The following is a 13,099-nucleotide window of genomic DNA, read 5'->3' on the forward strand; positions in this document are numbered from 1 at the left end:
ACCTCATGGCGGCTTCCGGGCCAAGACAGGCCATGATCGCAGCCAAATTTCAGACCTTTCTCATCCTGCTCGCCGTGCTGGCGGGCGTGGCGCTGGCCGCGCGCCGCTTCAACGTCGCCCCGGCCATTCTGCTGATGCTGGCCGGCGTCGGCCTCGCCTTCGTGCCGGGCATGCCCCCGGTGGAACTGCCGCCGGAACTGGTGCTGCTGATGGTGCTGCCGCCGCTGATCTACTCGGCGAGCGTCGCGATGAGCTGGCGCGAGTTCAGGAACAACCTGCGCCCGATCGTGCTGCTCGCGGTCGGCGCGGTGATCTTCACCGCAGCGCTGGTGGCGGCCGCCACGCATTATTTGATCGGCCTGCCATGGACCATCGGCTTCCTGCTCGGCGCCATCGTCGCGCCGCCCGACGTGGTGGCGCCGCTCGCGATCGCGCGCCGGCTCAACCTGCCGCGCCGGCTCGTGGTGATCCTCGAGGGCGAAGGGCTCGCCAACGACGCCACCGCGCTGATCCTCTACCGCTTCGCGCTCGCCGCCATCACGGTCGGCCACTTCTCGCTGCCGCTGGCGGCCGGCGAGTTCTCCCTGATCGTCGCCGGCGAAATCGCCTTCGGCATCGGCGTCGGCTGGCTCTCACTTCGCGCCCGCAAATGGTCCAGGGATCCGCAGGTCGAGCTGACGCTGTCGCTGATCACGCCCTACGTCTCCTACTGGCTGCCCGAGCATGTCGGCGGCTCCGGCGTGATCGCCACCGTCGCCTGCGGCCTCTATGTCAGCTGGAACGGCCCGCTGCTGATCTCGGCGTCGACGCGCCTGCAAGGAATCTTCTTCTGGGACCTCGTGATCTATCTGATCGAGGGCCTGCTGTTCCTGCTCACCGGCTTCCAGATGCGCGCGCTCTACGAGAAATCGAAGACGTTCCCGCTCGACGACATCCTGATCGCGACCGCCGTGGTTCTGCTGATCATCGTGATCGCACGCTTCGTCTGGCTCTATCCCGCGACCTATCTGCCGCGGATTCTTTCGAAGTCGCTGCGCGAGCGCGATCCGTCGCCGCCCTGGCAATGGCCGTTCGTGCTCGCCTTCACTGGCGTGCGCGGCGCGGTGTCGCTGGCGGCGGCGCTGGCGCTTCCGTTCACGCTGCCGGGCGGAGAAGCCTTCCCGTATCGCGACCTGATCCTGTTCGTGGCATTCGGCGTCATCTTCGTCACGCTGATCGGCGTCGGCCTGACGCTGCCGCCGGTGGTGCGCTGGCTCGGCGTCGCCGAAGCCGGCCGCAACGAGCATGTCGCCGAGCACGAGGCCGAGATCGCCGCACGGCGCCAGGCGCTCGATGCCGCGCTGAAATCGCTGGACGCGCTGACAGCCGAAAAGGAGGTCTCCGACGAGGTCATGCGGCTCCTGCGCGCGCGTCACGAGATCCGCGTCAACCAGCTGCCGGAGTCGCTCGATCCCGCCCACCATGACGTCTCCGCCGCCGGCACCGCACTGACCCGCAACCTGATCGACGCCGAGCGCAAGTTCATCCATAACCTCCTGCGCGACGGTCAGATCACCGACGAGACGAGACGCCGGATCGAGCGGGATCTGGATCTGGAAGAGGCGAGTTTGGCGAACCGGGAATATCGGGGGGCGCCGCTGTGAGGCGCCGTCGTCCCGGACAAGCGCAGCGAAGCGGAGCGCAGATCCGGGACCCCGCGCGAGCGCTTGCGCTCGTCGCGATAACCACAGGGAGTTGTTTGGCGAAGACTCGGAGTTACCGTCTCGCGCCACAACCGCTCCCTGTGGTTATGGGTCCCCGCGTTCGCGGGGACGACAGTGATGAGGTTGGCTGACACTGTCGCCTCGTCATTGCGAGCGCACTACCGCCTCTCGCAAAACTCCTCGACCCCCGCCGCAACCGCTCCCGCAATCATCTCCTGCCGCTCCGCCGAGTTCATCGTCATCTCCTCGTCGCGGTTGATGATCGAGCCGGCCTCGAGCAGCACTGCGGCACTCCTCGTCCGCGAGAGCACGATGAGCCCATCATAGCGGTAGACGCCGACCTCCTTGTCGAGCAGCTGGCGCCGGTAGCGGCCCATCACCGGCAACGTGTATTGGCTGGCATAATGCAGGCCCTGCTGCTTCAACTGCCGGCCGATCATCCGGGCCAGCATCAGGCTGGTGGCGAAGTGCGGATTCTGCTGCGACACGAACAGCGAGTGGCCGGAAAAGCGGTCGCTGAAATAGCTCTTCGCGCCGTCGAATTCCCAAGTCTCGAGCAGCTTGTCCGGCACCGAATCGTGATGGATCGAAAGGAAGAGATCGGCCCGGCCGTCATTCGCGGCACCGACCCGCTTGAACAGGCTCGGCCGCGCCTTGCCGTCCGTGATGAGCAGGCGGGTTGCGGCAAAGCCTTCGGACTTGAGCTTCGCCGTGACCAGCCTTGCGAGCCGGACGTTGAAGCCGAACTCCGGATCATTGCGCGCACTCAGGGCGCCATAGGAGTCCGGGGTGTGCCCGACATCAACGACGATCCGAAATTTCGGCTTCTCGCATTTGACCGGTGCAGACGAAGGCCTGGGCTTTGCTTTCGCAATCTTCCGGGCCGGGGCGGCACGGCCCGCGTCGATCGACGGAAGCAACAGCGCAACCATCGACACGAGGAGAATTGCAACGATACCCCGCCCTGGCGACAAGTCCTACTCCGCTGCCGCGATTTGGGGACGGCCGACGAAGCCGGCGACATCGCCGAAGCGCTCCAGCATCACGGCCGGCAAATCCTTGGTCTTGCTGGTGACACAGGCGCCCGAGCGCACCGCGTAGCGATCCTGATACGCCGCTTGCGGCGGCGGCTCGCCCTGCTGAAGCGCACGCGCCAGCTCCATCACGACTTTCCGGAAATGCATGATGCCGAGATCAGTCGGGCCGAGATGCTCGCGAGTGCGGTCGGCGATCGGGCCCTGGCTATCCTGCACGGCGGCATCCTGCTCGGAGACGCCCTTGATACCGGTGTAGCTCCGGGTCTTCTGGAGTTTTCGGTCGATCAGGTAATCGTTGCCCTTGTGACGCAGCGGCACGTAATTGTCGTCGACCTCCGCGATCACGCCATTGCCGCGATCATAAGCATCACGCTCTCCTTGCGTCAGCGGTCGCTCCGGATTCCAGACATAGGTATAGATCCAGCAATTGGTGTCGGTCACCGGCACAAAAGTCTGGCCAAAGATGTTCTCGCCCGGCATCGCGCTCGGCGCGTAGGCGTGGAACGGCATCAGGAATTGCGCAATGCGCCAGTAGATGTTGTCGCTGCCCGTGAGACGGCCGCCGGCAATCGTGAGGCCAGCCTCGTGCGGGGCGACCTTGATCACGGGACGCGGATCCTCTGCGATCCAGCGCATATGGTCGCTCGACATCCGCACCAGCGGATTCACGAAATGCTTCTTGATGTCCAGAATCTCGTTCTCCTCCTTGTCGAAGGAAAGATGCGCGAAGGTGAAATGCGCGGTGTCGATCGAGCCTTCCAGCGCCTGCACCCAGTTGCAGTCCTGCCATTTCTTGCTCACGTAGCGATGCGAGGCCGGCAGCAGCGCCATTTCCAGGTCGGGCAGCTCGGGCATCACCTCCGCGGGACCCATATAGGCCCAGATCATCTCACCCCATTCGCGCACCGGGTAGGATTTGATGCGGATGAGATCCTTGGCGTTGAGATCGGGATAGGAGGTCGGCATGTCGACGCAACGACCGTCGGTGTCGAACTTCCAGCCGTGATAGACGCATCGGATGCCGCATTCCTCAACGCGCCCGAGCCAGAGATTGGCGCCGCGATGCGGACAGTATTGGTCGATCACGCCGACGACACCACAGGAATCGCGGAAGGCGAGCAGCTCTTCGCCGAGCACGACGATCTTCTTCGGCTCGCCGTCGGGCTCGGGGAGTTCTTCTGAGAGCAGGACGGGGATCCAGAATCGTCGCAGCAGCTCGCCCATGCCCGTTCCGGGGCCGGACTCGGTCAGAAACTTGTTGTCCTCGGCGCGGAGCATGCCTGATCCTCCCGATGTTGTTTTCGGGAAGATTGGCGCGTGCGGGGGAAGACGTCAACGCAAGAACAGCTTTGTAGGGCGGATTGGCGAAGCGAAACCTCCACCGCTCTCGCAGACCGAATGGCGGACGATGCACCGCCATTCGGCCCCGCACTCGTTGGAATTACCTGACGGTGACAGCGACCGTGTATACCTTGCCATTATCCGGGTCGGTGGGGTCTGCCGTCACGCGCCGATACGTGAAGGAGTCTTCGCCGACGAACCCCTTCTTGGATTGGTACACCACGCTGGTCAGCCGCACGGTCTTGGCTTCTCCGTTTCTCAACTTGCGTTGCCCGGAGCTCGCTCTCGTCGTCACGGCGCCGTTTTTCGGCGGAGACACGACCTCAATGCTGACGGGCCATACCTTGCCACTGGCATCGACGCGCCAGTGTCCTCCGCATTTGCAGATTTCCTTTGCCTCGCCCGATTTCACGACGAGCGACGTGTTCCCCCCGCCCGCATGGGCGCCACAGAGGATACTGAAGAACAGGACGAGCGCCGCACTGATTTTGATCAAAAGGGCCGTCGGTAGGCGTACCGGGTAGATTGTCATCTCATATCTCTCCAATGAAAAAATCGTAGAATTATCGTATGTGGTCGTTCCGGCTGGCGAGGCCGATGAATTCGTGCCCGGCTATCTCAACATCCTCGCGACTCGAAATCCAACGTTGCTCACGCGTCCTTCGGACTGCACGCCATAGCGGCTCCCCGCTTCGACGGCATCCGCCTTGCTCACCCAAGAGCCTCCCCTGAGGACGCGCTGCTCGCATCGGCCTTTCAGCCAAGGACTACCGTCCGTAGGCGCGCCCTCATAAGTGTCGTTGACACAATCCTCGACCCATTCCCAGATATTGCCGTGCACCTGATAGAGCCCCCACGGATTTGGCTGGAAGGAATCGACAGGAGCCGTCTTTTGTCCGGAGCCACCCTTTGCATTCTTGTCCTGGCTGGCCCTGTCATCGTAGTTGGCCTGTCCCCGAGAAACCGAGGCTCCCCACCAGAACGACGACGTCGTTCCCGCTCGTGTCACATATTCCCGCTCGGCTTCGCTCAGGAGGCGGTACGTTCTGCCGGTGCGGCCCGACAACCAGGCCGCATAGCTCTTCGCGTCCGACCAGGAAATGTTGATTGCCGGCCGCCTTCCGCGGCCCCAACCATTGTCCCAGGGCTTGTATCCGTTGCATCCCCCATCGGCGACGCAGGCGTCCCATTCCGCAAACGTGACGGCGTAACGGCCAACGGCGAATGAATGGGCGAACGTCACCTTGTGACGAGACGATTCCGTGGCGCGCTTCGATGCGCTCTCCGACGCTCCCATCATGAAGGCGCCGGGCGGCACCACGACCATCTCCGGACACTTTTCACATTCCTTGAAACTGGCTTTTTGCTTCAGGGCCGTCTCTTCCGACTCGGACAACACCTTGAGACCAAGCGCAGTCGATCCCTCGCGCTGCTGGGTCGCCTCCATGGCCGGGAGCGTGGCGTTGGTGGAAGCCAATTGCGTGGCTTGCATCGCCTTGAGCCGTTCGCGCACCTCTGCCGACCGCGAGCTTTCGGGGAATTTGCTGAGGAATTCTTCGAACATTGCCGGCGCGTGCCCGTCCTTGATCGCATTCCAGACGATCTCATCGGTTGCGGGAGGCGCCGGAGGCGGCGCCGCTGCCGCGGCCAGCTCCTTCTTCAGATCGTCACGACGCGATAGCGCGGCGGAAACGTGCGAACTGCTCGAATATTTCGCGGAGTACTCCTCGAAGATCGCAGGGTCGCGCGACTCCTTGATCGCGTTCCAGACGATCTCCTCCGCCGGAGGCGGTGGCGGCGCTTGAGCGGCGGCAATCTCTTTCCTCAAATCATCCCTGCGCTGCCGTGCGTCCGCGACGTGCGAGCTCGCCGCATATTTACTCACGAACTCATCGAAAATCGCGGGATCACGCGATCCCTTGATCGCGGCCCAAACGATGTCCTCGGCGGCGGGAGGCGGCGGAGCTTGTGTGGCGGCAATCTGCTTTTTCAACTCGTCCCTGCGCACCTGCGCGTCCGCCAGATGCGGGCTTGCTGGAAACTTGCTGGCGAAATCCTCGAAGATTGCCGGATGAGTCGAGCCCTTGATGGCATCCCAGACGACTTCATCGGCCGTCGGAGGCGGTGGAATGCGGGCGGCTGCGGCGGCAATCTGCTTTTGCAATTCGTCGCGGCGCGATTGTGCCTCGGCTCGATGCTTGCTGGCCGGAAACTTGCTCACGAAATCATCGAAAATGGCGGGATAGTTCGAATCCCTGATCGCCATCCAGACGATTTCGTCGGCCGTAGGTGGCGGCGGCACCCGCGCGGCAGCCGCGGCCTGCGCCTGAATCAGCTCGCCGCGCCGTGATTCCGCCGCCTTCAGATGCGGGCTCGTCGGAAACTTCGCGATGAACTCCTCGAACACCGCCGGATACGTCGAATCCTTCACGGCGCTCCACACGATGTCATCCGTCGTTGGCGGCGGCGGAAGCTTCGGTGCATCGACGATCGAGACGACGGAGCCGCCCAGCGATCCGTAGACGAACGGCTCCTGGTGACGATTGGTGACCTTCAGCACCTCATCGCGAACCCGGCCGAACGCAATCCGCAGGTCCAAGCCGGGAGCAGCAATGTTGTGCAGCAGCGCAGCCGTGAAGGGACTGTTCTTCGCATCGCCATCCAGCGCGACCGACCCGGCCTTGGCCGCGAAGGCGATCAGCGTATCGGTGACCGCGGGCTCGACCTTCGCCAATCCGCGACCGATTGAACGAGAAGCCACGGTTCTCTTCATGGTCTTGAGGAACGGATTGTCCCGGCAGGCATCCAGGATGACGAGGCGAAGCCGCCTGGTGGGCTCGATCGACTTCAGAATGCGATCGAGGGAAATGGCCTCATCCTCGATATCGAAGTCGCGCGCCAGCTTCGCGTCGACGGGGATGACGTAGTTTGCGCCATCCACCTCGATGCCATGTCCGGCAAAATAGACGACGGCCACGTCGGCATCGCTCGCCATCTCCGCGAAATCGCTGATCGCGCGGCGCATGTCCGAGATTCCAAGATCGCGGCGAGCGTCGATCGCGGAAAAGCCTGCGGATCTGAACAAGGCCGCAATCTCTGCAGCGTCATTCCGGGGATTGGGGAGGCTCGGAACGTTCCGGTACGACGAATTGCCGATCACCAGAGCGACGCGTTTCTCGGCCGCCGCCTGACCTGCAAACCCGCAAAAAAAGAGCGCAAGAATGGTAGCCGCCACCAAGCGCATAAGATCCCCCCAAATCGCCCCTTGCGAGTATATCGCTGGTTGAAGCGCCCGCAAGCAGCACCCTACGCCCACATCATTTGACATGGGCAGCGCCAAATCCGTGATTCAGATCACGCAGGGCGTCCGGCAGCGACAGCCGTTCACACCGGCCTTTCCCCCTTCACCGTCACGCGCGTCCCCGAGCGCGTATGCGGCCAGTAGTCCCACATCGCGCGGTGCTGGGTGCAGCGGTTGTCCCAGAACGCGATGGCGTTCTCGGTCCAGCGGAAGCGGCACTGGAATAGCGGGTTCTCGGCGTGCTGGTAGAGATAGGCCAGCATCGCATCGCTCTCGTCGCGCGGGATGCCGTTGATGTGGCGGGTGAAGCCGCGGTTGACGTAAAGCGCCTTCCTGCCCGTGACGGGATGGGTGCGCACAACGGGGTGCTCGGCGTTCGGATAGGAGGGGCGGTCGGCGACGCCATAGTTCGCGTAGAGGCCGCGATAGATCGGCTCACCGTCATGCAGCGCGGTCAGCCCGTCGAGATAGGCCTTCATCCGATCCGACAGCGCCTCATAGGCGGCGTACATGTTGGCGAACAGCGTGTCGCCGCCGCGCGGCGGGCACTGCTTGATGTAGAGGATCGAGCCCATCGGCGGCTCGAGATCGCAGGACACGTCCGAATGCCAGCCCTCGCCGTTGGCGCGCGGCGAGTTCTTGTCGGCATAGATCTTCATCAGCGCCGGGTCTTCGTCCTCATGCGGCGCGGCGGGATGGAAATGCAGCTCGCCGAACTTGCGGCCGAAGGCGAGATGCTGTTTCGCCGTGATCTCCTGATCGCGGAAGAAGATGACGAGGTTTTCGGCGAGCGCGCGATGGATCTCGTCCATCTGCCGGTTGGAGCGGGCATCGTCCGAGACGAGCTTGCCGATATCGACGCCGGATATTTCCGCACCGATGATGGGGGTGAGCTTCTCGACCGCGATGGTCTCGTAAGGTGCGCCGTCCTCGGCCGTGTGGCGATAGCGCGGACCCTGCTTGCCGGCGAGTGAGCTCATGGCGTGTCGTCTCCCGATCATTCTTGATTGGGAGACATCGTAGCAATGTAGGGCGGGTTAGCGAAGCGTAACCCGCCACTTCGCGCCGCAAAAAGAAATAGGGCGGGTTACGCTGCGCTAACCCGCCCTACGATTCCGATGTTTGGAAACGCTTACTCCGCCGCCGTCACCGGCACTTTCGCGCCCTGGCCATAGCGCTGGTCGATGTAGTCGATCACGAGCGCCTTGAAGTCGGCCGAGATGGTGGGGCCACGCAGCGTACGGAACTTCTTGCCGTCGACGAACACGGGCGCGGCCGGGGCTTCGCCGGTGCCGGGCAGCGAGATGCCGATATTGGCGTGCTTGGATTCGCCGGGGCCGTTGACGATGCAGCCCATCACCGCGACGTTGAGCTCTTCGACGCCGGGATATTTCGTCTTCCAGGCCGGCATCTCGTCGCGGATGAAGTCCTGGATCGAGCGCGCCAGCTCCTGGAACGTGGTCGAGGTGGTGCGGCCACAACCGGGGCACGCCGCAACCAAGGGCACGAAGGTGCGGAAGCCCATGGTCTGCAAGAGCTCCTGACCGACCTGCACCTCGCGGGTACGGTCGCCACCGGGCTCGGGCGTCAGCGAGATGCGGATGGTGTCGCCGATGCCCTGCTGCAAGAGAATGCCGAGCGCGGCCGAGGACGCCACGATGCCTTTCGAGCCCATGCCGGCTTCGGTGAGGCCGAGATGGATCGCGTAGTCGGAACGGCTGGCGAGATCCTGATAGACCGCAATCAGATCCTGCACCGCCGAGACCTTCGCGGACAGGATGATGCGATCCTTGGGCATGCCGAGCTCTTCGGCGCGGGCGGCCGAGAGCAGCGCCGACTGCACCATGGCCTCGCGCGTTACCGCGCGGACGTCACGCGGATTGGCGGACGCGGCGTTCTCGTCCATCAGCTTGGTCAGAAGCTCCTGGTCGAGCGAGCCCCAATTGGCGCCGATGCGCACCGGCTTGCTGTTCTTGTTCGCGATCTCGATGATGTCGGCGAACTGGGTGTCGCGCTTGTCCTTGAAGCCGACATTGCCGGGATTGATGCGGTACTTGGCGAGCGCCTCGGCGCAGGCCGGATAGGCCGCGAGCAGCTTGTGGCCGATATAGTGGAAGTCGCCGATCAAGGGCGTGGTGATGCCGCGCTTGGCGAGGCCGTCGCGAATGTGCGGAACGGCGGCAGCGGCTTCCTCGCGGTCCACGGTGATGCGGACCATTTCGGAGCCGGCGCGCGCGAGCGCTGCGACCTGGGCGATGGTGCCGTCGATATCGGCAGTGTCGGTGTTGGTCATCGACTGCACGACGATCGGCGCACCGCCGCCGACGGCGACGTCGCCAACCTTCACCTGGGTGGTCTGGTGCCGGGGCGCGGGGCCCGCGATATCGGAATCGATGGGGTTTTCGAGCTTGTTCATGGGGTCCAAATATCAGGTTTTGGTGACGTTCAGCAATGCATCAGGCGGCGCCGCAGCCAATCGGCCCGGACGGTTAACCAGAAAAAGCCCAGCAATTACAAGGATCGCAGCGGCCCCGAATGTCAGGCTCAAGGTGTCGTGCATGATGAAATAGCTACCCGCCACGCCAAACAAAGGGGTGATGAACGTAAAAGCCGACAATTTGCTGGCCGAATAGGCCTTCACCAGCGCGAACCAAAGCGTGAACGTGGTTCCCACCACCCAGATTGCCTGGAAGGCCATCAGGCTGAGCGACAGCGGCGACGGGGTGTGGGTGATGGTCTCCCCGGATAGCCAGGCTGCCAGCCCCAGGATCGGGATCGAGGTCGCGACCTGGTAGCCGAGCGCCTTTTCCGGCGCAGCGAAGCGCAACCTTGTGCCCTTGGCGACCAGCGTGGTCGCCGCCCACAGCGCCGCGCCGCCGACGATCATGAGGTCGCCGAGCAGGACATGCGAATCGACGTTGGGCTGCGGCACGCCGATCGCGAGTGCGACCCCGGCAAAGCTGATGGCCAGCCCCAGCCATTGCGTGCCGCCAAGCCGCTCGCCGAGCACCTGGTAGGAGCCGAGCGCGACGAAGAACGGCGCGGTGTAGAGGAACACGACCGCCCGCGATGCCGGGGTGAAGCGCAGGCCCTGGAAGATCAGGATGAACTCGACGCCGAACATCAGTCCGGCGACGACGCCGGGCTTCCACGTGCCGTCACGCTCGAAGAATTTGACGCCCCTCAAGGTGCCGATGATGAACAAGACCGGCAGTGCGCCCATCGAGCGGATCGTCGCCTGAAGCATCGGCGGGATATCCGGCAGCACCAGCTTCACCGCGATCTGGTTGAAGCCCCAGGTCAGGCACAGCATGAGCATCAGGGCGATGGCGCCGGCACTGAGGGGGCGCCCGGCAGAGGGTATTTCTTGAGGTGCGGACATGTCTTCCCGAAAACCGGCTTTGCGCCGTTGTTACTTCAAGGCTTCTTCTGGCAATGGGTGCAGACGCCTGTGATCTCCACCACGGACAGTTTTGGCGCGAAGCCTGAGCTGCGCGCGGCGGCGTTGAGATCCCCGGCGAAAGACGCCGACGAAATCTCGCCGACCAGGCCGCAGCGCTCGCAGATCAGGAACGCCACCGCCGAGGTCGAATCGTGGTCGTGCGCGGCGCAGGCGAGATAGGCGTTGCGGCTTTCGATGCGGTGCACGAGGCCGTTGGCCATCAGGAAATCGAGAGCACGATAGACCGTGATCGGCGCCGGCCGCGGCATCGACTTGGCCAGTTCGTCGATCACCTCATAGGCGCCGAGCGGCCTGTGGCTGGAGAGAAGTGCCCCCAGCACCTGGCGGCGAATCGGCGTGAATTTCTGCGCGCGCTGCTCGCAGACCTCCTCGGCATGCGCCAACGCGTCCGCGGTGCAGCGGCCGTGATCGTGGTCGGGCGCGGGAAAGGCCGGCTTTGCGAGGGTCATGGGATCGGCGTTCTAGCATTTCGGCGGTGGAACCCAAAGCACGACCGGGGTCGCGGCGATCAGCCATGCTCATCCTGCGGGACAGCGTCCCGCAAACCCGCCATGAAATAATCATAAGCTTGCTTATTATATTGCAAGCTTATTGGAGACCAAGCTCATGAGTCCCGGGCCCGTGGACCAGAACTTCCTGTTTACGCTCGCCGAGCTCTACCGCCTGTTGCGCGTCTATGCCGACAAGGAGGCCTCGCGCTTCGGCATCACCCGCGCGCAATGGGCGGTGCTGGCCAAGGTCGAGCGCAGCGAGGGCATGAAGCAGTCGGAACTCGCGGAGCTCCTCGAGGTGCAGCCGATCACGCTGACGCGCCTGATCGACAAGCTCTGCGACAGTGACTGGATCGAGCGGCGCAGCGATGCTTCGGATCGCCGGGTCAAGCGCCTGTATCTCAAGAAGGCGGGCCGGCAGCTGCTCGGCCGGATGAGCGGGCTCAGGTCCGAGATCACCGCCAATGCACTCGAGGGCATCACCCCGGCGGAGGCCCACCGTCTCCTCACTCAACTCGAAACAATCAAGGAAAACGTGCGTACCGCGATCCAGACCAGCGGAGCGGAGCAAGCGCGTAAGGAGCAGCGCTATGGCTGATCAGGTTCTCAAGTTCCAGCCCGAGCAGAAGGGCGACAGCGGCAAGCCCACCAAGAAAGCCGGTACCGACCCGCGCCGCCGCCTGGTGGCGGGCCTGCGCCGCTATCGCCGCTTCCTGCTCCTGGTCGTGCTGCCGCTCGTCGTCGCCGGCGCCGGCATCACCTTCTATCTGCACGGCGGCCGCTATGTCGGCACCGACGATGCCTATGTCGGCGCGCAGAAAGTCCTGGTCACACCCGACATCTCCGGCAAGATCCAGAAGGTCGTCGTAAAGGAAGGCCAGACCGTCAAGCAGGGCGACGAGCTGTTCGAGATCGATCCCGTGCCGTTCCGCCTCGCGGTGGACGAGGCCAGGGCGCAGCTGATGCAGGCGCAGACGACCTACGACAACCTTCGCGCCAACATCAAGATCTACGGCGACATGCTCAGCCTCGCCCAGCAGGGCGTCGAGCTGAAGCAGCGCGATGTCGAACGCAAGCAGGCGCTGGTGAAGAACAACTACGGCTCGCAGCTCGACCTCGACAACGCATCGAACGCGCTGGTGACGTCAGGCTCCGTCGCACAATACGTCAAGCAGCAGATGTCGGCAGCGAAGACCCAGCTGCTCGGCGACACCGATTTGCCGCTGGAGAAATTCCCGCCTTACGCGCAGGCCAAGTCCAAGCTCGAGAACGCCGAGCGCAATCTCGACCACGCCGTGGTGCGGGCATCGATGGGCGGCGTTGCGACGCAGGTCGAGCAGATTCAGCTCGGCCGCTACGTCACCGCCGGCACACCGGTGTTCTCCATCATCGACGTCGCCCACCCCTGGGTCGACGCCAATCCGAAGGAGAGCGACCTCACCTACGTCACCGAGGGACAGCCTGTTACGCTCGAGGTCGACGCGTTCCCGAACCACGTCTTCAAGGGCAAGATCGGTTCGCTCTCGCCCGGCACCGGCGCGCAATTCGCGATCTTGCCGCCGCAGAACGCCACCGGCAACTTCGTCAAGGTGGTGCAGCGCGTGCCTGTCAGGATCTATTTCGACGAGACCGACAAATACGTGCGGAAGCTCAAGGCCGGCATGAGCGTCTACGCCACCATCGACACCGGCCACAAGCGCTCGCTCGCCGGCCTGCTCGGCCTGTCGGCGACCGCGGGCCAAGATCAGGACAAGGACTGACCC

At 63.9% G+C, this 13,099-nt stretch carries 11 protein-coding genes; 3 read left to right on the forward strand and 8 right to left on the reverse strand.

Annotation, left to right across the window (positions count from 1 at the left end):
- Positions 1-32: 32 nt before the first annotated feature.
- Positions 33-1,643, forward strand: coding sequence for a Na+/H+ antiporter (locus NLM25_RS43360; RefSeq protein ID WP_254141015.1), 1,611 nt, complete (start codon positions 33-35; stop codon positions 1,641-1,643).
- A 218-nt stretch (positions 1,644-1,861) separates the two neighbouring features.
- Here NLM25_RS43360 and NLM25_RS43365 read toward each other — a convergent pair whose 3' ends face one another.
- The 8 genes from NLM25_RS43365 to NLM25_RS43400 all read right to left on the reverse strand — a co-directional run bounded on the left by NLM25_RS43365 (position 1,862) and on the right by NLM25_RS43400 (position 11,294).
- Entirely contained in the window at positions 1,862-2,635 is a 774-nt protein-coding gene (locus NLM25_RS43365) for an N-acetylmuramoyl-L-alanine amidase (protein ID WP_375167897.1), read from the reverse strand.
- A gap of 45 nt (positions 2,636-2,680) precedes the next feature.
- Positions 2,681-4,018 carry a Rieske 2Fe-2S domain-containing protein gene (locus tag NLM25_RS43370; protein WP_254141017.1) on the reverse strand — a complete coding sequence of 446 codons (1,338 nt, stop codon included), beginning with the start codon at positions 4,016-4,018 and terminating at the stop codon, positions 2,681-2,683.
- A gap of 163 nt (positions 4,019-4,181) precedes the next feature.
- On the reverse strand, positions 4,182-4,613 hold the full coding sequence (locus NLM25_RS43375; RefSeq protein WP_254141018.1) for a hypothetical protein: 432 nt from the start codon (positions 4,611-4,613) through the stop codon (positions 4,182-4,184).
- Between the two features lie 81 nt (positions 4,614-4,694).
- On the reverse strand, positions 4,695-7,379 hold the full coding sequence (locus tag NLM25_RS43380) for an SUMF1/EgtB/PvdO family nonheme iron enzyme (RefSeq protein WP_375167872.1): 2,685 nt from the start codon (positions 7,377-7,379) through the stop codon (positions 4,695-4,697).
- A gap of 86 nt (positions 7,380-7,465) precedes the next feature.
- A complete protein-coding gene (locus NLM25_RS43385; protein WP_254141019.1) occupies positions 7,466-8,362 on the reverse strand; it encodes a TauD/TfdA family dioxygenase in 897 nt (298 codons plus the stop codon).
- A 152-nt stretch (positions 8,363-8,514) separates the two neighbouring features.
- Positions 8,515-9,798, reverse strand: a complete 1,284-nt coding sequence (gene ispG, locus NLM25_RS43390; RefSeq protein WP_254141020.1) for a flavodoxin-dependent (E)-4-hydroxy-3-methylbut-2-enyl-diphosphate synthase — start codon at positions 9,796-9,798, stop codon at positions 8,515-8,517.
- 12 nt (positions 9,799-9,810) lie between these two features.
- Complete coding sequence (locus NLM25_RS43395) at positions 9,811-10,764, reverse strand: DMT family transporter (protein ID WP_254124032.1); 954 nt, start codon at positions 10,762-10,764, stop codon at positions 9,811-9,813.
- 35 nt (positions 10,765-10,799) lie between these two features.
- A complete protein-coding gene (locus tag NLM25_RS43400; RefSeq protein WP_254141021.1) occupies positions 10,800-11,294 on the reverse strand; it encodes a Fur family transcriptional regulator in 495 nt (164 codons plus the stop codon).
- A gap of 157 nt (positions 11,295-11,451) precedes the next feature.
- On the opposite strand from NLM25_RS43400, the gene NLM25_RS43405 reads away from it, so the two are divergent.
- Both NLM25_RS43405 and NLM25_RS43410 read left to right on the forward strand, forming a co-directional pair.
- Positions 11,452-11,934 (forward strand): MarR family winged helix-turn-helix transcriptional regulator, encoded by a 483-nt coding sequence (locus tag NLM25_RS43405; protein WP_254124034.1) that lies wholly within the window; start codon positions 11,452-11,454, stop codon positions 11,932-11,934.
- Positions 11,927-13,096, forward strand: a complete 1,170-nt coding sequence (locus NLM25_RS43410; protein WP_254141022.1) for an HlyD family secretion protein — start codon at positions 11,927-11,929, stop codon at positions 13,094-13,096. Before NLM25_RS43405 ends, NLM25_RS43410 begins: the two co-directional genes overlap by 8 nt.
- Positions 13,097-13,099 lie beyond the last annotated feature (3 nt).

Source organism: Bradyrhizobium sp. CCGB01 (assembly GCF_024199795.1).
Taxonomy (GTDB): Bacteria; Pseudomonadota; Alphaproteobacteria; order Rhizobiales; family Xanthobacteraceae; genus Bradyrhizobium.

Coding starts and splice junctions, on each gene's coding strand:
- NLM25_RS43385 (WP_254141019.1), bottom strand. CDS start 8,362: ATGAGCTCACTCGCCGGCAAGCAGGGTCCGCGCTATCGCCACACGGCC.
- NLM25_RS43400 (WP_254141021.1), bottom strand. CDS start 11,294: ATGACCCTCGCAAAGCCGGCCTTTCCCGCGCCCGACCACGATCACGGC.
- NLM25_RS43360 (WP_254141015.1), top strand. CDS start 33: ATGATCGCAGCCAAATTTCAGACCTTTCTCATCCTGCTCGCCGTGCTG.
- NLM25_RS43405 (WP_254124034.1), top strand. CDS start 11,452: ATGAGTCCCGGGCCCGTGGACCAGAACTTCCTGTTTACGCTCGCCGAG.
- NLM25_RS43410 (WP_254141022.1), top strand. CDS start 11,927: ATGGCTGATCAGGTTCTCAAGTTCCAGCCCGAGCAGAAGGGCGACAGC.
- NLM25_RS43395 (WP_254124032.1), bottom strand. CDS start 10,764: ATGTCCGCACCTCAAGAAATACCCTCTGCCGGGCGCCCCCTCAGTGCC.
- NLM25_RS43365 (WP_375167897.1), bottom strand. CDS start 2,635: ATGGTTGCGCTGTTGCTTCCGTCGATCGACGCGGGCCGTGCCGCCCCG.
- NLM25_RS43375 (WP_254141018.1), bottom strand. CDS start 4,613: ATGACAATCTACCCGGTACGCCTACCGACGGCCCTTTTGATCAAAATC.
- ispG (WP_254141020.1), bottom strand. CDS start 9,798: ATGAACAAGCTCGAAAACCCCATCGATTCCGATATCGCGGGCCCCGCG.
- NLM25_RS43370 (WP_254141017.1), bottom strand. CDS start 4,018: ATGCTCCGCGCCGAGGACAACAAGTTTCTGACCGAGTCCGGCCCCGGA.